The organism is Pseudomonas fluorescens (assembly GCF_041354075.1).
In the GTDB taxonomy this organism is placed as follows: domain Bacteria; phylum Pseudomonadota; class Gammaproteobacteria; order Pseudomonadales; family Pseudomonadaceae; genus Aquipseudomonas; species Aquipseudomonas fluorescens_CE.
On sequence record NZ_JARZGC010000018.1, the window covers coordinates 68,345 to 90,776 of the forward strand.

Genomic DNA, 22,432 nt, shown 5'->3' on the forward strand with positions numbered 1-22,432 from the left:
TCCAGTTGTAGGAGAAACAGCCCGGTGTTATATCACAGCGCCCTCTTTTTTTGCCGCTCCCATGGAGACCTGCCATGAGCTCGAATACACCGTTACCGCCCTGCTCCATTCTGCTGCTGGCAGGCGGACGCGGCCAACGCATGGGCGGTCGCGACAAGGGCTTGATCGAGTGGCAAGGCGAACCCTTGATCGCCCACCTTCAACGCAAGACCCGGCCGCTGACCGATGACCTGATCATCTCCTGCAACAGGAATCTGGATAAGTACGCGCCCTATGCCGACCGGTTGGTTCATGATGACGAGAGCGAATTTCCCGGGCCATTGGCCGGCATTCGTGCCGGTTTGCAGGTCGCTCACCATCGCTTCCTGATGGTCTTGCCCTGCGACGTGCCACGCGTTGACACCGCACTGTTGCGCAACATGCTTGAAACCGCTAGCCAGCACCCTGAGCAACCCTTGATGCTGCGCCACGGGGAACATTGGGAACCCTTGCTCAGCGTGATTCCGGTGGCACTGCGCGACACGTTCGAAAGTGCCTGGCAGGACGGTGAGCGCAGCCCCGGACGCATCATGCGCAAACTGGGCGCAACCGCCTTGCAGTGCCCGGACAACGATCCGCGCCTGGCCAACCTCAATACGCCGCAGTTGCTCGATGTCCCGATCAATGCGTCGGAGTGGCACTAGCCAAGGAACTTGCGCGCGTTGTATACGTCTCACCCACAGTACCCAGAAGAATTCCCATCGGAGATACACTCATGACTCAACGGACCCTCGCCACTTGCATGCTCGCACTGGGCCTCGCGACTCTGGCCGGTTGCGCATCGCCTACTGTGATCACCTTGAATGACGGTCGCGAAATCCAGGCCGTCGACACCCCGAAGTATGACGACGAAGCCGGTTTCTACGAGTTCGAACAACTGGACGGCAAGCAGACCCGCGTCAACAAGGATCAGGTTCGTACCGTCAAAGAGCTGTAAGAGCCCGATACGCAAAAGCCCGCTTCACGCGGGCTTTTTCATGCCTGAAAAAAAACGCGGCTCACCATGACAGGGTCAGCGTGCTTTCAAAATCCCGTTGCTCGCCGGTCACCGGGTCCGTAAACCGCAGGCCCTGGGCGAGCAGCTTCAGGGGGTTGGCATAGTCGTCCGGGGCATCCGTGAGCACGTGCGGATAGAACGGGTCATTGCAGATACTGGCTCCCAGGGCCGTCATGTGCACACGCAACTGATGTTTTTTGCCCGTCACCGGGTACAGGGCATAACGCCAGAGGTCACCGTTCCTCTCCCGAACTTCGACAGCCGTCTCGCTGTTGCAGGCGCCGGGGCCCTCCTGCATGCGGAAAAAAGGTTCGCCATCGACCAGCCGGCTTTTGTGAGTCAGGGGGAAACTCAATTCCGGCAACGCCCGGGCAATGGCCTCGTAGCGCTTTTCGATCTGTCGGGTGGGAAACAACGATTGGTAGGCGGAACGGCTCCCGGGGTTGGCGGAAAACAACACCAGCCCCGCCGTATGCCGGTCGATGCGATGCAGAGGCACGAGGTGCGGATTATCCAGGCGACGGATCAGTCGCCGCAGCAGTGTCTGCTCCACGTACTCGCCCGCCGGGGTTACGGGCAGGAAATGCGGTTTGTCGGCGACCACCAGATGCTCGTCGGCATACAGGATCGACTCGACCACCGGGATGGGCTTCTCGTCCGGCACTTCGCGAAAATAATGGATCCGCAAACCTTCCCGGTAGGCCAGGTCAAGGGCAATAGGCACGCCATTGCCGTCAAGGACGCGCCCTCGGGCAATCCTGTCCAGCCATTGCTCGCGACCGATGGCGCTGAAATGCTCACACAGGCAATCGAGTACGGTCTGCCACGACCCGGGCGGCAGATAAAGGGTACTGGCCTGGTTGTGGGCGGCGGAAAATGCTGAAGTGGACATACAGGCGCTCTGACTCTCAATGCAGGCGTGCATTATCCAGCAGTGCCCGATTCGAGCCTAGAAGAGAATCCTCAGGCCGGGATCGAGTGGCTGCTGGCAGCGGCTTCGGTGTACTCCTTGAGCCAGCGCAGCACATCCACCGCTTCCCAGCGCACCGGGTCATAAAGTGCATACAACAACCCCTGATACCCCACGACGTCCAGTTGGCGGTGATAGCCCGCTCGCTGGAACAGCGCTTCGATCTCGGCAAAACAGGTGTTGAAATGCAATTTGTTGAACGGTGTCTTGCCTTCGGTAACCAGGCCGTCCAGGCGCAATTCGCTGACGGCCTCACGCACGACGTCCACCGACATCAGGTTAACGCTGTTCTTCAGTTGTTCGACATTGACCAAGGTGCATCCTCTGACTTGCGCGATTGCCTGTCCAGAACCGCAAGGTCATGAACAGGACAGGCGATCCGGTTAACTGTATGAACATACAGTAACCGAATAACCCGAGCTTCGCCAATGCTGGCGCACCTGCAGAGCAACAGCCGGTCAGCGCAGGAACGCGACCACCTGTTCGGCATCGAACGGCCAATCGAGTTCGGCGCCGGTATCCAGGCGTCGAAGCACCGGAATACGCAGGCCGTAGTCTTCCACCCAGTCCTCGTTTTCCGCGATATCGACCAGTTCCACCAGCAAGCCGTGCTCGACCAGCGGCATCAGTTCTTCTTCGGCAAGCTCGCAAAGGTGACACCCCAGGGTGCCGAACAGCTGACATTCAGGAGGCATGAGTGAAGGACCCGGCAAAATAGGCACTTATTCTAGGCCCGGGATCGGCAGCAGTCGAGTCACTGCCCGGCCCGGTGGCCACGCCAAATTCGAAAAGATTCGGTCAACGGCTGACACACATCACCCGCCCCTGTTATCAATTGCATCATCCTCGCGGCTTTTGCCTCTACGCTGGAGTGACCAGCGTTCATACCCGGAGTTACCGTGTTTGCCAACCTGCTGATCATTCTCGCCTCATCCCTGGTGGTGATTGCCCTGTTCCAGCGGCTGCGCCTGCCGCCGGTGCTGGGCTATCTGTGTGTCGGGCTGATGATCGGGCCTACCGCGTTCAACTGGGTCGATGAAAGTGAACACTTGCCCGACGTTGCCGAGCTCGGGGTGGTGTTCCTGCTGTTTTCTCTGGGACTGGAATTTTCCCTGTCGAAAATGCTCGCGTTGCGCAAGGTGGTGTTCCGGTTGGGCAGCCAGCAAGTGCTGCTCACCGCGCTACTGCTGGGCGGTTTGCTGATGCTGCTGGGCCTGTCGGCGACGCCTGCGCTGCTGCTGGGCGCGGGCCTGTCGCTGTCGTCGACGGCCATTGTCAGCAAGGAGCTGGGCAGTCTTGGGGAGATTTTCAGCAGCCACGGCCAGAACGCGATTGCAGTGCTGCTGTTCCAGGACGTCGTGGCCGTATTGCTGTTGACCCTGGTGCCGGTATTTGCCGGCAGCAGCGATCAGGCCTGGTATTGGGCACTGCCGATGACCCTGGGCAAGACCGTGGTGCTGTTCTTCGGCCTGCTACTGGCCAGTCGCTGGCTATTGCCGCGCCTGTTCCATGAAGTGGCGGCCGCCCGCTCCCCGGAACTGTTCGTGCTGCTGGCATTGGTGATCGTGTTGCTGACTGCCTGGCTCACTCATTTGCTCGGACTGTCCCCGGCGCTGGGAGCGTTTCTCGCCGGCATGTTGCTTGGAGAAAGCCACTACCGCCATCAGATCGAGGCCGACATCCGGCCATTCCGCGACATCCTGCTCGGGGTGTTCTTCGTCAGTATCGGCATGCTCATCGACTTGCAGCTGTTCGCCAGCCACGGCCTGCTGATCCTTGGCCTCACCTTGGGTCTGATGGTGATCAAGGGCTGCGTGGTCGCGCTGCTGGTCAGATGGCGTGGCAGTGACGCGGAAACTTCCTGGCGCAGCGGTGTGGCCCTGGCCCAGGGCGGCGAGTTCTGCTTTGCACTGATGGCCCTGATGCAACAGAACCAACTGATGCCTGCCGAGATCGGTGGCTTGTTGCTGGCCGCGACCTTCTGCTCGATGCTGCTGACGCCCCTGTTACTGCGGGCCGCGCCGCGCATCGCCTTGCGCCTGCATCGCAAACCCAACGAGGAGGCCAAGCTCGAGGAAATCAGCGCGCTCAATGCCGGCTTGCACAACCATGTGGTGATTTGTGGCTACGGTCGCGTGGGTCAATCCATTGGCCGCTTCCTGCGGCACGCTGAGCAACCCTATATCGCACTGGACAATGACCCGGTGCGCGTCCAGGAAGCCGGCGTGAGCGAGACCTGCGTGCATTATGGCGACTCCCGTCGTGGCGAACTGCTGGTTGCCGTCGGGCTGGAGCGTGCGCGGCTGCTGGTGATCGCCGTCGACCAGGCCGACATTGCCCTGTTGATTCTCAAGGAGGCACGGCGGTTCAATGACCTTGTGCCAATCCTTGTACGCACGCGGGACGACAGCCAGTTGACCGAGTTGAAAGCAGCGGGCGCCAGCGAAGTGGTGCCCGAACTGCTCGAGTCCAGCCTGATGCTCGCCTCCCATGCGCTGATCCTGCTGGGCCTGCCCGGTCAGCAGGTCCAGGATCGCGTCGATCAGGTGCGGCGTGATCGGTATCGCCTGTTGCACGACTTCTACCCCGGCGCCGAGGACGCGGAGGATTGATTCAATCCTGGCTGACAGCGCCGATCTTGTGCACCGACAGGTCGGCACCGTAATACTCTTCTTCCTGGCTCAGGCGCAGGCCGTGCAGTGCCTTGATCAAACCGTACACCGCAAAGCCACCCGCCAGCGCAACGACCACCCCCAGCGTGGTGCCGATCAACTGGCTGATCAGGCTGACACCGCCCAGGCCTCCCAGTGCGCTCTGGCCGAAGATCCCGCAGGCGATCCCGCCCCACACACCGCACAGGCCATGCAACGGCCAGACGCCCAGCACATCATCGATGCGCCATTTACCTTGGGCAGCGGTAAAGCACCAGACGAACAGGGCGCCGGCAATGGCCCCCGTCACCAGCGCCCCCACCGGGTGCATCAGATCGGAACCGGCACAGATCGCCACCAGCCCGGCCAACGGACCGTTATGCAGAAAACCCGGGTCGTTGCGCCCGACAATCAACGCCGCCACGGTGCCGCCGACCATGGCCATCAGCGAGTTGACCGCCACCAGGCCACTGATCCCCTGCAAGGTCTGCGCGCTCATCACGTTGAAACCGAACCAGCCTACGATCAGGATCCACGAGCCCAGTGCCAGAAACGGAATGCTCGACGGCGCAAAGGCCACCAGTTTTCCGTCGCGATAGCGTCCCTGCCTCGGCCCGAGCAACAACACTGCCGCCAGTGCCAGCCAGCCGCCCATGGCGTGGACCACTACCGAGCCTGCGAAATCATGGAAGCCGGCGCCGAACTGCGCCTGCAACCAGGCTTGCAGGCCATAGTTGCCGTTCCAGATCATGCCTTCGAAGAAGGGATAGATGAACGCCACGATCAACGCCGTGGCGCACAACTGCGGCACGAACCGCGCGCGCTCGGCGATGCCGCCGGAAATGATGGCAGGTATCGCCGCCGCAAACGTCAGCAGAAAGAAGAACTTCACCAGGCCGTAACCATGATCGGCATTGATCACGGCGGCCGGTTGCAGGAATGTCACGCCGTAGGAAATCCAGTAGCCTATAAAGAAGTAGGCCAAAGTCGAAATCGCGAAGTCGCTGAGGATCTTCGACAAGGCGTTGACCTGGTTCTTCTGTCGAACGGTGCCGACTTCGAGAAAGGCAAAACCGGCGTGCATGGCCAGGACCATGACCGCACCGATCAGGATGAACAGCGTGTTGGAGCTGTGGACCAGTGTGTCCACAGCGCTTTGCAGATTTTCCATGGATGGGCAGACCTGAAGGCTAGAAAAAGCACCAAAGCAGTTCGCGCTGAAACTTCACGCACCAAATTGAAACCATCCAGAATCAGCAGGTTGATCCAGATGAACCGCTTTGGCGCACAAGGTCGAAACTTCGCGCGGGTTTTCATTATCGAGATGAGGTTTTGCTCGATTCACGCCCAGCAAAAGCGCAGGCAAGCGGGCTGACGCACCAGGACAAAGCAAAAGACGTACCACCGATTTGTACTGAACCTTCACGCAAGGCTCATACTCGAACGCAACAGAAGCCACTTATGGAGATTCACCATGGCCAGCCTCAAGGCAAAGACTGCTCAAGAAATCCTGATGAACGACTTTCAGACGCTCGTCAGCGACACCGAACGCTTGCTGGAACACACAGCGACTCTGGCAGGCGATCAGGCTGACGAGTTGCGCGGACAAATCCACGACAGTCTGCTGCGCGCGCGCGAAACCCTGAAACTGACCGAGGATTCTTTGCGTGAACGCGGGCAGGCCGCCGTCACCGCCACCGAAGACTACGTTCAGGCAAACCCGTGGCAATCGGTCGGCATCGCCGCGGGCGTGGGTTTCCTGATCGGTCTGCTGGCAACTCGGCGCTGATTATGGCGATCGGTGAATCCGGCCCCTCCGCAACGGGCCCAGGCTCCTCATCGCGGCGTCTCGGCGCCGCATTCCTTGGATTGCTGCACAGCCACGTCGAATTGTTCGGCATCGAATTGCAGGAGCAGAAAGCGCGCACCGTCAGCCTGCTGCTGTTCGCCGGCCTGGCGCTGGTGTTCGCCTTGCTGTTGCTGGTGGGCCTGTCGACGCTGGTCCTGATCCTGTTCTGGGACACCTATCGCCTGCCTGCCATTATCGGGCTCTGCGTGTTCTACACCCTGGCCTGCGTGTTCTGCGGCGTGCGTCTCAGAGCAGCGATTTTCGATGAATCCTCGCCCTTCCACGGTACACTGGAAGAACTGGCCAATGACCGGGAGCGCCTGCTGCCATGAGCCTTCCTGAACTGCCTCGCAACAGCTCACGCACGGAAATGCGCAAGGCGCTGATCCGCCTGCGCATGGAAATGCATCGTCAGGAAATCCGCCAGGAGTCCTCGCAACTGCTGCAACCGCTGCACCGCGTGCGCGGGCTGACGCAAAACCTGCACGGCGGTCTGGGCATCAAGCACGCCCCGCTCTGGGGCATGGCCGCCGTCACCCTGCTGGGCTTCCTCACGGGCAAGGGCGCCAGGAGCGGTGGCACCAGTGGCCTGACCCGACTGGTGCGGCTGACTACCACCTTGGGACCGTTGATCAAACTGGTCATGAACTCCTCCCCCAAACGCTGAAGCCACTTTCTGGCTGCATTCTTGCAATGTCTGCGCGATGAACCTCTTTCACGAGAGGTTCAAGCCTGCGCGCCTGATGGCCATCAGGTGCTATCCAACAACAAGATCGACCAAGGAGGCTTCGTGATCGACGGGCAACCGCTTGCCTGCTTTCAACCATTCATCGATACCGCCACCGGCCGTATCGCAGGCGTCGAGGCCCTGGGGAGGCTGCGCCAGGATGATGGTCGACTGGCCTCTGTAGGACCACTGTTTGCCGACCCGCGAACACCGGCCATCGCTCTGCGCCGGCTCGATCGCCAGATCCGCGATAACGCCTTGAGTCGCCTGCATGAAGCACCCAATGACTGGTTTCTCAGCCTGAACATTTCGCCGCGCTGGATCAATCGCTTGCGTGCGGGCCAGGCGCTGCCGAGTCTCAGGCAATTGAGCCGGCATTATGTCGATCCCCGGCGCATCGTTTTCGAGATCACCGAACTGGGTGGCGACATCCAGCGCCTGGCAGAAGTGGTGACGCGCTATCGCCAGACAGGTGCGCGCATCGCCATCGATGATTTTGGTGCGGGTTACTCGCAACTCGATCGCGTGCTGGCCCTGCAACCGGACATTCTCAAGCTGGACATGCGCCTGTTCCAGGCCGCCGCTTTGGGTGGCCCGAGCAGCGATGTGGTCAAGGCGCTGGCGCAGATGGCGGAGAAGACCGGTTGCTGGATCATTGCCGAAGGGGTGGAAACCGAAGCGCAACTGAATTTCGCCCTGGAGTGTGGCTCACGCTACGTGCAGGGCTATCTGTTTGCCAAGGCGCAGACGGACTTCTTCGCCACGGACGCCTTCGTCGAGCGCTTCGCCCAGTTGCGCGAGCGTTATGTCCAGCAAAAACTGGCGGAACGCGGCCGGTTGATGCTCATGCGCCAGCAACTCTGCGAACTGATGGCCATCCTGCAGACCTGGGCCCAGGCCCGTGCCCCGCTCAGCGCCCTGCCACAGCCGGATGCCTTCCCCTGGTTGTTGCGGTTTTATCAATGCGACCGGCATGGCACGCAACTGACGCCGAACATGGAGTGGCGCAATCAAAGCTGGGAGGCGGACGATCGCTACCTGGGGCACAACTGGTCATGGCGCCCCTACTTCTATCAACTGCTGGCCGAAGGCTGGGACGAGCGCCGGCTGACGCTTTCCAGCACTTACCGCGATGCCACCAGCAATCAGTACTGCCTCACGGCCGGACAGTTCTTCAACAATGGCGAGCGCTTGCTGCTCATCGATATCGATGCGGCCGGCCTCTAGTTCCGCTTGCAGGCACCGGCGCGAAACGGGAAGCTAGGGGCTCAGTCACCTGACGGAGAGAACCAGCCTTGGATTGGCATACCCTGCTTACCCGCGAACGCCTCGGAAAACCTCTGCACAGCTCGGAAGAACTCGGCCGCAGCCCTTTCCACAAAGACCACGACCGCATCATCTTCTCGGGCGCCTTTCGCCGCCTCGGGCGCAAGACCCAGGTCCATCCGGTCACCAGCAACGATCACATCCACACACGCCTGACCCACTCGCTGGAAGTCAGTTGTGTCGGCCGTTCGCTGGGCATGCGCGTCGGCGAAACCATCCGCGGCGCCCTGCCCGACTGGTGCGACCCAAGCGACCTGGGCATGGTCGTGCAATCGGCTTGCCTGGCTCACGACATCGGCAACCCGCCCTTTGGTCATTCCGGTGAAGACGCGATCCGCCACTGGTTTCAACAAGCGGCAGGCCGAGGCTGGCTGGACGCGATGAGCGAAGTGGAACGCCATGACTTCCTCAATTTCGAGGGCAATGCCCAGGGCTTCCGGGTGCTCACCCAACTGGAATATCACCAGTTCGACGGCGGTACCCGGCTGACCTACGCGACGCTTGGCGCCTACCTGAAATACCCCTGGACGGCCAGGCACGCCGACTCCCTGGGCTACAAGAAACACAAGTTCGGCTGTTATCAGAGCGAGCTGCCGTTGCTCGAGCAGATCGCCCACAAGCTCGGCCTGCCGCAACTCGAGGATCAACGCTGGGCACGCCATCCGCTGGTGTACCTGATGGAAGCTGCGGATGACATCTGCTACGCGCTGATCGATCTCGAGGATGGCCTGGAAATGGAGTTGCTGGAGTACGCCGAAGTCGAGTCCCTGCTGCTCGACCTGGTGGGCGACGATCTGCCGGAAACCTATCGCCAACTCGGTGCGTCGGACTCGCGTCGACGCAAACTGGCGATCCTGCGGGGCAAGGCCATCGAGCACCTGACCAATGCCGCCGCCCGCGCCTTCGTCGAGCAGCAGGACGCCTTGCTGGCCGGCACGCTGCCTGGCGACCTGGTGGAGCACATGCACGGTCCCGCCAAGCGCTGTGTACTGAATGCCAAAGACATGGCGCGCAAGAAGATCTTTCAGGACAAGCGCAAGACCCTGCACGAAATCGGCGCCTACACGACGCTGGAAATCCTGCTTGATGCCTTCTGCGGCGCAGCCCTGGAACAGCACAACGGTCGCACGCCCTCCTTCAAGAGTCGCCGGGTGCTCGACCTGCTGGGCAACAGCGCACCCAACCCCCATGGATCGCTGCACGCTTCATTCCTGCGCATGATCGACTTCATCGCAGGGATGACCGACAGCTACGCCAGCGAAATGGCACTGGAGATGACCGGCCGTTCGAGCCATTGACATAAACAGGTCGATCGGTCATTCACTGAACTGAAAAGGCCGATTGCCCCCTTCCCATCCAGCTGCACTCAGCGATCTGCGAATCGCCCTACAACTCGCGCCGAGCAAACTGATCGAATGCCCGCCGTTCTTGCGAAACAATGAGGCGCCCCGCTGTGTGAGAGATGAAGCGTGAGTAACCCCGGGTCAAAAGACAATTTACGCATCCTGCTGGTGGAAGATCATCCCTTCCAACTCATGGCGACTCAGTACCTGCTTGAAAGTTACGGCTTCACTCAATTGACAACTTGCGACAGTGCTCAAGGGGCACTGCAACAAATGCTGATGGCTGGAAGACCCTTTGACATTCTGCTGTGCGATCAATGCTTGCCTGATCTCCCCGGGCTTGAACTGGTCGAACTCGCCAGCCATCGAGGAATGATCCGGCAGGCGATACTGCTAAGCAGCCTCACACGCACAGAACTTGACCGACTTGAAAAAACCGCGAACGCTCATGGATTACCTTTACTGGGTTATTTGATAAAACCATTGAAACAATTCGAATTCAGAAAACTGTTGAACTCAATTAATCTCTAGAAACCATCTGTCAAAATACAACCTGATATATACACTTGCACACTTCTCTCTGACACCAGCTTACACACCCTTATTCTCCCGTCCTGATTCAAAATCTATTTCTTCCGTAGTCCCATTCCTTTTCGATTGTAGGAAGCTTCCTATATTGCAGCTTCCGCCCCGTCAGTTCATGCGTGCCATCAACCATCTGAGCTAAGGTGCGCGCTTTATCTGAGCTCGCATGGGATTTGATTATGAACTCCGTTTTTATTGTCGACGATCACCCTGTCATCCGACTTGCCGTCAGAATGCTGTTGGAACACGAAGGTTATAAAGTGGTGGGTGAATCCGATAACGGCGTCGATGCCATGCAGATGGTTCGCGAATGCATGCCTGACCTCGTCATTCTCGATATCAGTATTCCCAAACTCGACGGGCTCGAAGTCCTGGCGCGCTTTAACGCCATGAGTACCCCGCTGAAAACCCTGGTATTGACCGCACAATGCCCGACGCTGTTCGGTATCCGCTGCATGCAATCCGGTGCCTCGGGTTATGTGTGCAAACAGGAAGACCTGAGTGAACTGGTCAGTGCTATCAAAGCAGTATTATCGGGCTACAATTATTTCCCCAGCCAGGCCCTGAATCCGGTCCGTGGCGACGACATTCGCTACGCCGAACTTGAACTGTTCAAGTCAGTCAACGACAGGGAACTGATGGTATTGCAACTTTTTGCACAGGGTCGTACCAACAAGGAAATTGCCAAAGGCATGTTCCTGAGCAACAAGACCGTCAGCACCTATAAAAAACGACTCATGCAAAAACTCAAGGCCAAATCCCTGGTTGAACTCATCGAGATGGCAAAACGTAACGCGTTAGTGTGAGCTGCAGGATGACCGGTCGTATAAAGGATTATTTGACAATCATGGTTGCAGGCTTCTGCCTGAGCACGGCAGTGAATGCGGCGCATATTGCAAGCGAAGACTTCACGCTGCTCAGCCGCTCGACGGTCAGTCCTCTGGACGTCCAGCTGGACCCCACGCAACAACAATGGATTGCCGGCAAGCGCGAACTGGTCCTCGGCACATCGGCGCCCGATTACCCTCCCTTCGACCTGACCATCAGCGGCAAGGACTACGAAGGTTTCACCGCCGATTATGCGGGCATCCTTGGCAAGACCCTCGGCCTGCCGGTCAGGGTTCAACGCTTCGCATCCCGGGGTGCGGCCATCAAGGCACTTGAGAAGGGCGAGGTCGACCTGCTCGGCACGGCCAATGGATTTGAAGCTCACAACGCCGACATCTTGCTCTCCGCACCCTACGCCGTCGACCAACCGGTACTGGTCACCCGCGAAGGCGAAACCCGCTCTCTGACCAACGGCCTTGCCGGCTTGCGCCTGAGCATGGTGTATCACTATCTGCCCCTGGAGGAAGTCAGGAACCTGTATCCCAAGGCGATCATCACGTCCTACCCGTCCTACCAGAATGCGATCAATGCCGTGGCCTTCGATCAGGCCGACGTCTTCCTGGGTGACACCATCTCGACCCACTACATGATCAACAAGGGTTACCTGAACAACATCCGCATGGCCAACTTCGGCAAGCACGAAGCCCATGGATTCAGTTTCGCCGTGCACAAGGACAACCCGCAACTGCTCGGGATGATCAACACGATGCTCATGGCCATCCCGGCCAACGAACGACAGAACATCGCCGAGCGCTGGAGTGCCGGCAGCGACATTCTGCTCACGGATCAGAAACTGCAACTCACCGATGCCGAAGAACAGTGGCTGACGCAACACCCGGTGGTACGCGTGGTGGTCAACGAGGCCTTCGCACCCCTGACTTTTTTCGACAGCGACGGCAATTTTCGCGGGGTTACCGCCGACCTGCTCGAACTGATCAGACTGCGCACCGGGCTGCGCTTCGAGATCCAGCGCAGCCGCAGCGATGACGAGATGATCGAACAGATCAGAGAGGGCAAGGCCGACATGCTTGCCGCCCTGCTCCCCAGTGCCGAGCGTGAAACCCTGCTGAATTTCACCCGGCCCTACCTGCAAAACTCGTTCGTATTGCTGACCCGCAAGGCTGATGACAGCCCGGCCAACCTGCAACAGTTGGAGGGCAAACGCCTGGCCATCGCCCAAGGCCATCCACTGCTGGATTACCTGCGCAGCGAATTCCCGCAGATCAGGCTGGTACAAGCGCCGGATTCATTCAGTGCCGTGGAGCTGCTCGCCGAGGGCAAGGCAGAAGGCGCGGTGAACTCCCTGGTCATCGCCAACTATTTCATTTCATCGCGATTCTTTGAACGCACATTGCAGATCCGCACCACCATCGGTACCCGCCAGGCCGCGTTTTCACTGGCGACGGGGCGTGATGCCCGGGAGCTCAACGCCATTCTCGACAAGGCACTGCTGAGCATCGCCCCGGAGGAACTGGGCATCATCAACAGTCGCTGGCGTGGCTATTCGGCCTCCTCGCAAAGCACCTGGCGCAACTACCAGCGCCTGTTCTATCAGATCGTGATCGGCGCTGGTGCCTTGCTGCTGCTCTCGGCGGCCTGGAATGCCTGGATGCGTCGCCAGATCAAGCAACGCCAGGCGGCCGAACGCGCGCTGAACGACCAATTGGCCGAACGCCGCCAACTGGTCGAACAACTGCGTGACGCGAAAGAGCGTGCCGATGAAGCCAACCGCGCCAAGAGCACCTTTCTGGCGACCATGAGTCACGAGATCCGCACGCCGATGAATGCCGTCATCGGCATGCTCGAACTGACGCTCAAGCGCATCGAGAGCGACCATGCCGACCGTCCGGCGATCGACGTGGCGTACAACTCGGCCAAGGATCTGTTGGAACTGATCGGTGACATTCTCGATATCGCGCGCATCGAATCCGGGCGCCTGAGCCTGAGTCCGGAGCGGGTCAATCCGACCGAAATCGTCGGCTCGGTGGTGCGCATCTTCGAGGGCCTGGCCCGCCAGAAAAATCTGGAAATGCAGGTGGAGTTCAATCCGGCCAATCCGGCGACCGATGTCCTGCTCGATCCGATGCGTTTCAAGCAGGTCCTGTCGAATCTGGTCAGCAACGCCATCAAATTCACCGAACACGGCCATGTCCGCATCACCGTCGAGTTGCTGGACACCGGGCAACCCGAGCACGTGCGGATGCTCTTGCAGGTCGAGGACAGCGGCATTGGCATCAGCGAACGGGACCAACGCCGTTTGTTCGAACCGTTCGCCCAGGCCGAAGCCGCCGGGCTGCCAGGTCGGGGCGGCGCAGGGCTGGGCCTGGTGATCAGTCGGAGCCTGTGCGAAATGATGGGCGGTACGCTCAAGCTCGACAGCCAGCCAGGGGTGGGGACTCAGGTCCAGATCTCGCTGCTGTTGCCCACGCTGCCCCTCGAGCAGCGACCACCTGCCCCGGACCCTATCATCCACACCAGCACCACGGCGTTGAACATTCTGGTGGTCGACGATCACCCGGCCAATCGCTTGTTGATGTGCCAGCAACTGGAGTTCCTGGGCCACCGCTTCAGTGTTGCCGAAGACGGTGAGGCGGGCCTGCAGGCATGGAAAGCCGAGCCATTCGATCTGGTGATCGTCGATTGCAACATGCCGATCATGAATGGGTACGAACTCGCCCGCGCCATTCGCGATGAAGAACAGCGATCGCAACGCCCGCGATGCACCCTCCTTGGGTTCACCGCCAATGCCCAGCCGGAAGAGTTGGAACGCTGCAAACAGGCCGGCATGGACGACTGCCTGTTCAAGCCCCTGACGCTCACTGCGCTGAGTCAATGGGTTGCCGGCGTCGTGCCGAGCGACCGCGATCCAGCCTTCAGCGTGAACGGCTTGCACGTGTTGACCGGCGGCAACCCGGCCATGAACCTGCGTCTGCTGAGCGAACTGCTCACCAGCAACAGGGCGGACCGACAAGTCCTGCTGGCCTTGTCCGGGTCTGACGAGCCGCAACCGTTTCTCGACATTGCGCACAAGATCAAGGGGGCTGCGCGGATCGTTCAGGCCCGCCGCCTGATCGAGTCCTGCGAAGCGCTCGAGCGGGCCTGTCATGCCAGCTTCCAACCCCTTGAAGTGGCCCGGTGCAGCGCAGCAATGGAGCACGCGATCCTTGAACTGGAGCAAGCATTGCAGCAACAAATTGCGCAAATCGACAAAAGCAGGATGATGGAGCGTTAACTATGCTAGATCGCTGAGCAGTGTGTTCACCCTCATGGAGAGAAGCCGCAATGCCCAACCCACTGCGTTCGGATCAACGGCGGTTTCCCCTGCACGTGCACATCAGCGTGATGTTCACCCTGCTGCTGTCACTGACCGGTGTAGTCCTGGGGCTTTTCAACTATCAGCAAACCACGCAGATCATTCTGTCCAGCAGTGAAAAACTGTTCCAGCGCATCGAGCAGGACGTCCGTCTGGACCTGCAGGCCACCTATGAACCTATCCGCCACCTGCTGAGCCTGCTGGTACTCGACCCGGCGACACAGGCTTCCAGCCTGGAACAACGCCTGGCATTGCTCCTGCCTTTCAGCCAGTCGCTCAAGGACAACCCCGATCTGGCGTCGTTGTACGTGGGTTACGACAGCGGTGATTTCTTCATGGTCCGGCCGCTGCGAACACCCGCCCTGAAAACCCTGCTCAAGGCTCCGCCGGCAGCGGCCTATCAGGTCTGGAGCATCGAACGCCTCGACGGCGAACGGGAGCACTCGCAAACCCTGTTTTTCGATCAGGACCTGAACCCCATCAGCCGTCAGGACAACCCCGATGACCACTTCGATCCTCGCACCCGCGCCTGGTTTTCCAGTGCCCGCCGTGGCAGCGACCAGATCACCACCGAACCCTACGTGTTTTTCTCCACCCATAACGTCGGCACCACCCTGGCCCGTCGCAGCGGCGCACACGCCGTCATGGGGGCCGACCTGACGTTGGCCGAACTGTCCGCAACCCTGGCCAAGCATGTCGTCACCCCTGGCACCGAGATCGTGCTGCTGGATGCCGAGGGCAACGCCATCGCTTACCCCGACAGCAGCAAGCTGATCGTTGACGACCAGACTGCCCGCCTGAACAAGGCCGCCGACCTGAGCCCCGGACTCGCTGCATTGCTCGGCAGCCCTGCCAGCGGCCAACGGTTGATCGCCGCTGGCCGTCAATGGATCGTTGCTCGCAGTCACATGGAGGAAGGCGGACCTCAAGGGTTGCAACTGGCGCTGCTGGTGCCGGAAGACGAATTGCTCGCCGATGCCTATCGCATGCGCTGGCAAGGTGCGTTGATCACACTGGCTACGCTGCTGTTGTGCCTGCCGCTGGGATGGCTGACCTCGAGGATTCTGGTCAAGCCCTTGAGCACGCTGGTGCAGGAAGCCGATGCCATCCGCAGTTTCAATTTCCACTTCCCCATATCCCGCCGTTCTCTGGTCCTTGAAGTCGATCAACTCAGCGTGTCGATGGCCCGCATGAAGGACACCCTGGCCAGCTTTTTCCAGATCACCGACAGCCTGAGCGCCGAAACCCGGTTCGCTCCTTTGCTCGAACGGGTGTTGTTCGAAACCGTGAAAATCGGCCAGGCCCAGGCGGGCCTGATCTACCTGAGGGAAAACGACGGCGATCGCATGGAACCCCAGGGACTGGTCATCGATGGTCGCTCGGAGGCATTGCCAGCGTTCGGCATTCGCGGCCACGACAGCCAGGACCCGCACAGCCCGTCATGGCTGCAGCAGTTGTCGAGTGCCAACAATGTGGTCACCAGCCTCGGCTTCGAACAGGCGGGAGATTTGCAGAAGGTGCTGCTGGCAATGGACAGCCCGAGGGTGCACCTGATCGGTATCCGTCTGCACAATCGCCACAACGAAACAGTGGGCCTGCTGATCCTGCTGTTGGCCGACAGCGGCGATCAAAGTGATCTGGAGAAGCTGCGCCCGGATCGTATCGCCTTCCTCCAGGCGGTCTCCGGGGCCGCGGCCGTGAGCATCGAAAGCCAGCGCCTGCAAGCCAGGCAGAAGCAGTTGCTGGACGCCTTCATCCAGTTGCTCGCGGGAGCGATCGATGCCAAGAGCCCCTACACCGGCGGACACTGCCAGCGGGTGCCGGCACTCACCCTGATGCTCGCCGAAGCTGCCGCAGCCAGCCAGGAACCGCCCTTCAATGACTATCAACCCACCGAGGACGAGTGGGAAGCGCTGCACATCGCGGCGTGGCTGCATGATTGCGGCAAGGTCACCACTCCCGAATACGTCGTCGACAAGGCCACCAAGCTCGAAACCCTGAACGACCGAATCCACGAAATCCGCACGCGTTTCGAAGTGCTCAAGCGCGACGCCTGGATCGCCTACTGGCAGGCGCTGGCCGAGGGAGGCAACGAGCAGCAACTGGCGGGGCAGCGTGATGCCAGCCTCGCGGCGCTGGACGATGACTTCGCCTTCGTGGCTCGCTGCAACCTGGGTGGCGAGGCGATGGCCGAGTCGGATCTGCAACGCCTGCGCAGCCTGGCCCAACGTACCTGGACCCGCACCCTGGATGATCGACTGGGGGTGTCATGGGAGGAGAACCGGCGCCAGGCGCTGACACCGGCGCCACAGCTGCCTGTCAGCGAACCGCTGCTGGCGGACAAACCCGAGCACCTGTTCGAACGCAGCGAAGCCGAACTGATACCGCAAGACAATCCCTGGGGCTTCAAGCTCGACGTGCCCCACTACAAATACAACCGTGGCGAGCTCTACAACCTGAGCATTGCCCGGGGCACGCTGACACGCGAGGAGCGTTACATCATCAACCACCACATGGTGCAGACGATCCGGATGCTCAGCCACCTGCCCTTCCCGGACCACCTGGGCAACGTTGCGGAAATTGCCGGCGGCCATCACGAAAAAATGGACGGCACCGGTTATCCCAAACGGCTGAAACGCGAGGACATGAGCCTGCCTGCACGGATGATGGCGATTGCCGATATTTTTGAAGCGCTGACGGCGGCCGACCGCCCGTACAAGAAAGCCAAGTCATTGAGCGAAGCGCTGGGCATCATGGCCACCATGTGCCGTGACGCCCACATCGACCCCGAGTTGTTCGCACTGTTCATCAATGCCGGCATCTATCGCCAGTACGCCGAGCAATTTCTCGATCCTCAACAGATCGATGCGGTGGACCCAACCGCCTTGCTGAGCAAGGCGGGTCTGGCATGATCAGCAGTCGGTCAGGCGCAGGAAAATCGCCGCCAGTCGTTCGATGCCGGCCTGATCCTCTGCGGTGAACCGCGCGAGTTTCGGGCTGTCGAGGTCCAATACGCCGATCAGGCGACCGTCCTTGACCAGCGGCACCACCAGCTCGCTGTTCGACGCGCTGTCGCAGGCGATATGCCCGGGAAACGCATGGACGTCTTCGACCAACTGGGTCTGCAAGGTCGCGGCCGCCGTCCCGCACACCCCGCGCCCGAAGGGAATTCGCACACAGGCGATCTGCCCCTGAAACGGGCCCAGCACCAGCTCGTCGTTGCGATTGAGGTAGAACCCGGCCCAGTTCAGGTCATCGAGCTGGTTGAACAGAAACGCCGAGAATTGCGCGGCGTTGGCAATGAAATCACGCTCGTCCGCCAGCAGGGACTCCAACTGAGCATGGAGCATGCCGTAGCCTTCCAGCCCCTGGCCACTTTGTTGTAAATCGATCATGCCTTGTGCTCCAACAGCTTCAGCCCAACCCAGTAGCGGGCAAATTGATAGGCGCATCGTCCATTGCGATTACCCCGTCCGGTGGCCCAGCGCACCGCCAGGATGTCCAGTTCTTCGTCTCGTTGCCACGCCAGCCCGGCCTTGTCGGCCAGTTGGCCGATCCAGTGCTCGACCACGTTGAGAAAATGTTCCTGGGTGAACGGATAGAACGACAGCCACAGGCCGAAACGGTCCGACAGGGCGATCTTGTCTTCCACGGCCTCGCTGGGATGCAGTTCGCCGTCGACCCGCTTCCAGTTTTCGTTATCGCTCTCCTTTTCCGGCACCAGATGACGGCGGTTGGAGGTGGCGTAGAGCAACACGTTATCCGGCGCCTGCTCCAGGGAACCGTCGAGCACGCTCTTGAGCACGCGATAGTCGCCTTCCCCCGCCTCGAACGACAGGTCATCGCAGAACAGCACGAAACGCTGAGGCAACTTGGCGATCTGTTCGACCACGCGCGGCAAGTCCGCCAGATGATCGCGCTCGATCTCGATCAACCGCAGGCCGGCCTTGGCGTGCTCGGCGAGCAATGCGCGCACCAGCGAGGACTTGCCGGTGCCACGCGAGCCCCAGAGCAAGGCGTGGTTGGCGGGCATGCCGTCGATGAACTGCTGGGTATTGCGCCCCAGTTGTTCCAACTGGCGCTCTACCCCGATCAGGTCGGACAAGCGCATGTCGAGGCTGACCTGCAGCGGCAGCAGAAAACCGCTGCGCCCCTCGCGTTGCCAGCGTGCTGCCAGGCATTGCGTCCAGTCGATGGCTTGACGGGGCGCAGGCAGCAGGGGTTCGATACGGGCCAGGACGGCATCGGCGCGTTCAAGAAAAGCATTCAATCGGGAATCCACGTCTTCTCCTCGGGCACGTTCACGGTAATGATGGCACTGCAGCGGCGAAGAAAGCTTCCCGGTGCCGGTTTACCCTTGTTGAACAAGGGCTCGCGCGAACATCGGAAGCCATGCATGATCGACTATGCTTGAGCAGCGAAGGGAAACGGAAGTGGTTCGACACCCAATGGATATCAAGTTCACCAACCGGCTGTCCTACAAACAGGCCCGGCTGACCGTACTGGTCGGTTTTATTCTGGGCACGCTGCTCAGCCTGCTGCAAATAGGCATCGATTATGCCAGCGAAGACGCCTCCATCAACCGGGAAATACAGTCCCTGCTGGAAATCAGCCACAACCCCGCCTCGCGCATTGCCTACAACATCGACGCCGAACTGGCCCAGGAGCTGACCCTGGGTCTGTTGCGCTCACCCGCAATCATCGGCGCGCAACTGACCGACAACAACGGTTCGGTGCTGGCCAACGTCCGGCGCCCCGGCGCGCAGAGCGGCTATCGGGTGATCAGCGACTTCCTGTTCGGCGCCGACCGTGCGTTTGAAGACCGCCTGTACCTGGACCACCTGCCGAGCGAATCCCTTGGCACCCTGCGCCTGGACGTCGATACCTATGCCTTCGGCAGCCGGTTCCTCAAGCGGGCCGAGGTCACCTTGCTCAATGGTTTCGCCCGCAGCCTGCTGCTGACCGGCATCCTGCTGGCGCTGTTCTACGTGATGTTGACCAAACCCCTGGTGCGGGTCATTCGCGAACTCAGCAGCCGCGATTCGCGCAGCGTCAAACCCACCTGGCTGGAATGCCCGGGCGGCCATGAAAACGACGAGATCGGGGTGCTGGTCAAAGTCGCGAACCAGCAGTTCGAAAACATCGCCACCGAAATTCAGCAGCGGCGCAATGCTGAAAACCGCCTGACCGACTACCTTGGGCAACTGGAAAACATCGTGTCGGCGCGCACCACCGAACTCAAGGCCATCAACTCCCGGCTCAGCCAGTCCAATCAGGAACTGGAAATCGCCCGCAGCACGGCCCTGGACATGGCCGAGGCGCGCTCGGTCTTCCTCGCCAACATGAGCCACGAGATCCGCACGCCTCTCAATGGTTTGCTGGGCATGATCGCCCTGTCCCTGGACGGCCCGCTCAACGCCGAACAACAGCAGCAGCTGTCGATTGCCCATGACTCGGGCAAAGTGCTGGTTGAACTGCTCAACGATATTCTCGACCTGTCGAAATTCGATGCTGGTCAGCTTGAGCTCGAACACATTCCCTTCGACCTTGGCGCACTGATCGAAGACACCGCCAACCTGCTGTCGCAGAACGCCGCGCCCAGCGTCGAACTGACCTGCCTGATCGAACCGGCATTTCCGGCCCTGGTGCTTGGCGACCCGACGCGCGTGCGGCAGATCGTCAGCAACCTGCTGTCCAACGCCCTCAAGTTCACCCGTTTCGGTCGCGTCGACGTGCGTCTGTCGACGACCGAGGAAGGCGTCCGGATCGAAGTCTGCGACACCGGCATCGGCATTGCCCAGGACGCGCAAGTCAGGATTTTCAAGCCCTTCACCCAGGCCGGTGCCGGTATCACCCGGCAATTCGGTGGCACCGGTTTGGGGCTGGCACTGACCTATAACCTCTGCGAAGCCATGCAGGGACGGCTCACCATCAGTTCCGAAGCAGGCTTCGGCAGCCAGTTCTGTGCCGACCTGCCGCTGGCTTGCCACACGCGCGCCCTGCCCCCGGCCTCGTTGCGCGGCCACGTCGTCGCGATCACGGCGGCCAGCAGCGGCCTGGCTGAGCTGCTGCAGAGCCTGCTGCCGGGCTGGGGGCTCGATTACCAGCAGCGTTCGATCGACGATCCGATGACAGGCCTGACTCCCGACATGGTCATCACCGACTGCCCGCAATGCCTGTTCAGTATTCGCCCCCACTGCCCGGCACCGATCCTGTTGGTCACCGCCTACGGCAGTTTCCTGCCCACTGAAGAAGCCAGCGCTCTCGCGCCCCTGCAACAACAGGCGCGTCCCCTGGCGCGTAATGCGCTGTACCAAACCTTGCGCCGCATCCTGCAACCGGAAATCAACACCCTCGCCGATGCCCGGCTGGAAACCCTTTCACCCCAGCGGCGCGGGCGGGTGCTGCTGGTCGAGGACAACCCGGTCAATCAACTGGTGGCCAAGGGCATGCTGGGAAAACTCGGCTGCGAGGTGATCGTTGCCGCCCATGGTGGCGAGGCGCTGGATCAGTTGGAGCACAGCGAGTTCGACCTGGTGCTGATGGACTGCAACATGCCCGTGATGGACGGCTACGAAGCCAGCCGGCAAATCCGTCGCAGCGGGCGCTGGCCACAATTGCCCATCGTCGCCCTGACCGCCAACGCCATGTCCGAAGAACGCGAACGTTGCCGCGCTGCCGGCATGAGCGATTACCTGGCCAAACCGTTCCGACGCGAAGAACTGGCCGCACTGCTCGATACCTGGGTGCCGGCTACGACAGCGCCTTGATCTGTCCCAGCAGGTGATCCAGGCCGGTGCGCAGATCATTGAGCTGATCCAGATCGACCCCGCTGTCGCACAACAGGCGGGCCTTGAGCGGCCCGACCTGCTCGCGCAAGGCCTGGCCGACAGGCGACAGGCTCAGGTGCACCTCCCGCTCATCCCGCGCCGAACGCTGGCGCTGCACCAGCTGCAGTTGCTCAAGGCGCTTGAGCAACGGCGTCAAGGTCCCGGAATCCAGCGCCAGGCGCTCACCCAGGGCCTTGACCGTCGGTTGCTCGGGCGCCACGTCCTGCCATTCCCACAGCACCAGCATCGCCAGGTACTGCGGATAGGTCAGGCCGAGTTCGTCGAGCATCGGCTTGTAGGCACGGATCACCGCCCGCGAGGCCGCGTACAGCTTGAAGCAGAGCTGGTTATCGAGTTTCAGGGAATCGACGGACAAGCTGTTCATTTGAGCAGGGCTTCGATCTCGCGGCTCAGATCCTGCGGTTTGGTGGCGGGCGCGAAACGCTTGACCAACTGGCCATCCTTGCTGATCAGGAACTTGGTGAAGTTCCACTTGATGCCTTGGGAGCCCAGCACGCCCGGTGCGCGTTTTTTCAACTGCACGAACAGCGGATGGGCACCGGCACCGTTGACCTCGATTTTCTTGAACAACGGGAAGCTGACGCCGTAGTTCAGCTCGCAGAACTCCGAAATCGCCCCCTCGTTACCCGGCTCCTGCTTGCCGAACTGATTGCAGGGGAAACCGAGCACAACCAGCCCCTGGTCCTTGTAGGTCTGCCACAACGCCTCCAGACCTTTGTACTGGGGAGTAAAACCGCATTTGCTCGCGGTGTTGACCACCAGCACCGCTTTGCCGGCGAAATCCGCCAGGGTCTTTTGCTCTCCCTTGATGGTGGTGCAAGGAATGCTCAGCAAATTGTCGCTCATGGTATGCGCTCTTGTAGGGAGTTGGACGAGGTAAAAATAGCGAGCAA

General features: G+C 60.6%; 22 protein-coding genes. 13 read left to right on the forward strand and 9 right to left on the reverse strand.

The window, feature by feature from the left end; all coding sequences use genetic code 11:
• The first annotated feature begins 74 nt into the window (after positions 1–74).
• Both mobA and QIW53_RS20470 read left to right on the forward strand, forming a co-directional pair.
• Positions 75–683 (forward strand): molybdenum cofactor guanylyltransferase MobA, encoded by a 609-nt coding sequence (gene mobA, locus QIW53_RS20465; protein ID WP_371051446.1) that lies wholly within the window; start codon positions 75–77, stop codon positions 681–683.
• A 71-nt stretch (positions 684–754) separates the two neighbouring features.
• Positions 755–976, forward strand: coding sequence for a YgdI/YgdR family lipoprotein (locus QIW53_RS20470; protein ID WP_192306261.1), 222 nt, complete (start codon positions 755–757; stop codon positions 974–976).
• A gap of 61 nt (positions 977–1,037) precedes the next feature.
• Here the strand turns inward: QIW53_RS20470 and QIW53_RS20475 are convergent, their stop codons facing one another.
• The 3 genes from QIW53_RS20475 to QIW53_RS20485 form a co-directional block, all read right to left on the reverse strand.
• Positions 1,038–1,928, reverse strand: a complete 891-nt coding sequence (locus QIW53_RS20475; RefSeq protein ID WP_371051447.1) for a pseudouridine synthase — start codon at positions 1,926–1,928, stop codon at positions 1,038–1,040.
• Positions 1,929–1,999: 71 nt separating this feature from the next.
• Entirely contained in the window at positions 2,000–2,320 is a 321-nt protein-coding gene (locus QIW53_RS20480; RefSeq protein WP_371051448.1) for a transcriptional regulator, read from the reverse strand.
• A 144-nt stretch (positions 2,321–2,464) separates the two neighbouring features.
• The gene (locus QIW53_RS20485; protein ID WP_192306256.1) at positions 2,465–2,701 is read right to left on the reverse strand and encodes a glutaredoxin family protein; all 237 of its coding nucleotides are present in this window, start codon (positions 2,699–2,701) and stop codon (positions 2,465–2,467) included.
• A gap of 204 nt (positions 2,702–2,905) precedes the next feature.
• Here QIW53_RS20485 and QIW53_RS20490 point away from each other — a divergent pair, with 204 nt between their 5' ends.
• Positions 2,906–4,618: a cation:proton antiporter gene (locus tag QIW53_RS20490; RefSeq protein ID WP_371051449.1), complete on the forward strand. Its 1,713-nt coding sequence runs from the start codon at positions 2,906–2,908 to the stop codon at positions 4,616–4,618.
• A 1-nt stretch (position 4,619) separates the two neighbouring features.
• On the opposite strand, the gene QIW53_RS20495 is transcribed toward QIW53_RS20490, so the two are convergent.
• Together QIW53_RS20495 and QIW53_RS20500 are read right to left on the reverse strand one after the other, a co-directional pair.
• The gene (locus QIW53_RS20495) at positions 4,620–5,828 is read right to left on the reverse strand and encodes an ammonium transporter (protein WP_371051450.1); all 1,209 of its coding nucleotides are present in this window, start codon (positions 5,826–5,828) and stop codon (positions 4,620–4,622) included.
• Between the two features lie 54 nt (positions 5,829–5,882).
• Positions 5,883–6,083 carry a hypothetical protein gene (locus QIW53_RS20500; RefSeq protein WP_371051451.1) on the reverse strand — a complete coding sequence of 67 codons (201 nt, stop codon included), beginning with the start codon at positions 6,081–6,083 and terminating at the stop codon, positions 5,883–5,885.
• 48 nt (positions 6,084–6,131) lie between these two features.
• Here QIW53_RS20500 and QIW53_RS20505 point away from each other — a divergent pair, with 48 nt between their 5' ends.
• From QIW53_RS20505 to QIW53_RS20545, 9 genes are all read left to right on the forward strand, one after another.
• A complete protein-coding gene (locus QIW53_RS20505; RefSeq protein ID WP_371051452.1) occupies positions 6,132–6,446 on the forward strand; it encodes a DUF883 family protein in 315 nt (104 codons plus the stop codon).
• Between the two features lie 2 nt (positions 6,447–6,448).
• Positions 6,449–6,838 carry a phage holin family protein gene (locus QIW53_RS20510; protein WP_371051453.1) on the forward strand — a complete coding sequence of 130 codons (390 nt, stop codon included), beginning with the start codon at positions 6,449–6,451 and terminating at the stop codon, positions 6,836–6,838.
• Complete coding sequence (locus QIW53_RS20515; RefSeq protein ID WP_371051454.1) at positions 6,835–7,173, forward strand: hypothetical protein; 339 nt, start codon at positions 6,835–6,837, stop codon at positions 7,171–7,173. Before QIW53_RS20510 ends, QIW53_RS20515 begins: the two co-directional genes overlap by 4 nt.
• Before the next feature lie 123 nt (positions 7,174–7,296).
• Positions 7,297–8,460, forward strand: coding sequence for an EAL domain-containing protein (locus QIW53_RS20520; RefSeq protein ID WP_371051455.1), 1,164 nt, complete (start codon positions 7,297–7,299; stop codon positions 8,458–8,460).
• A gap of 68 nt (positions 8,461–8,528) precedes the next feature.
• A complete protein-coding gene (locus QIW53_RS20525) occupies positions 8,529–9,857 on the forward strand; it encodes a deoxyguanosinetriphosphate triphosphohydrolase (RefSeq protein WP_371051456.1) in 1,329 nt (442 codons plus the stop codon).
• Between the two features lie 237 nt (positions 9,858–10,094).
• Positions 10,095–10,433 (forward strand): response regulator, encoded by a 339-nt coding sequence (locus QIW53_RS20530; protein WP_371051488.1) that lies wholly within the window; start codon positions 10,095–10,097, stop codon positions 10,431–10,433.
• Between the two features lie 233 nt (positions 10,434–10,666).
• Positions 10,667–11,293 carry a response regulator transcription factor gene (locus tag QIW53_RS20535; protein ID WP_192306221.1) on the forward strand — a complete coding sequence of 209 codons (627 nt, stop codon included), beginning with the start codon at positions 10,667–10,669 and terminating at the stop codon, positions 11,291–11,293.
• An 8-nt stretch (positions 11,294–11,301) separates the two neighbouring features.
• Positions 11,302–14,607: a transporter substrate-binding domain-containing protein gene (locus QIW53_RS20540; protein WP_371051457.1), complete on the forward strand. Its 3,306-nt coding sequence runs from the start codon at positions 11,302–11,304 to the stop codon at positions 14,605–14,607.
• Positions 14,608–14,657: 50 nt separating this feature from the next.
• Entirely contained in the window at positions 14,658–17,600 is a 2,943-nt protein-coding gene (locus QIW53_RS20545; protein ID WP_371051458.1) for an HD domain-containing phosphohydrolase, read from the forward strand.
• Here the strand turns inward: QIW53_RS20545 and QIW53_RS20550 are convergent, their stop codons facing one another.
• Positions 17,601–18,083, reverse strand: a complete 483-nt coding sequence (locus tag QIW53_RS20550; RefSeq protein WP_371051459.1) for a GAF domain-containing protein — start codon at positions 18,081–18,083, stop codon at positions 17,601–17,603.
• On the reverse strand, positions 18,080–18,970 hold the full coding sequence (locus QIW53_RS20555; RefSeq protein WP_371051460.1) for an ATP-binding protein: 891 nt from the start codon (positions 18,968–18,970) through the stop codon (positions 18,080–18,082). The genes QIW53_RS20550 and QIW53_RS20555 overlap by 4 nt, the downstream gene beginning before the upstream one ends.
• A 166-nt stretch (positions 18,971–19,136) precedes the next feature.
• Here QIW53_RS20555 and QIW53_RS20560 point away from each other — a divergent pair, with 166 nt between their 5' ends.
• Positions 19,137–21,458 (forward strand): hybrid sensor histidine kinase/response regulator, encoded by a 2,322-nt coding sequence (locus QIW53_RS20560; RefSeq protein ID WP_371051461.1) that lies wholly within the window; start codon positions 19,137–19,139, stop codon positions 21,456–21,458.
• Here QIW53_RS20560 and QIW53_RS20565 read toward each other — a convergent pair.
• Both QIW53_RS20565 and QIW53_RS20570 read right to left on the reverse strand, forming a co-directional pair.
• The gene (locus QIW53_RS20565; RefSeq protein ID WP_371051462.1) at positions 21,442–21,903 is read right to left on the reverse strand and encodes a MarR family winged helix-turn-helix transcriptional regulator; all 462 of its coding nucleotides are present in this window, start codon (positions 21,901–21,903) and stop codon (positions 21,442–21,444) included. The genes QIW53_RS20560 and QIW53_RS20565 overlap by 17 nt on opposite strands.
• A complete protein-coding gene (locus tag QIW53_RS20570; RefSeq protein WP_371051463.1) occupies positions 21,900–22,385 on the reverse strand; it encodes a glutathione peroxidase in 486 nt (161 codons plus the stop codon). Before QIW53_RS20570 ends, QIW53_RS20565 begins: the two co-directional genes overlap by 4 nt.
• Between the last annotated feature and the right edge of the window lie 47 nt (positions 22,386–22,432).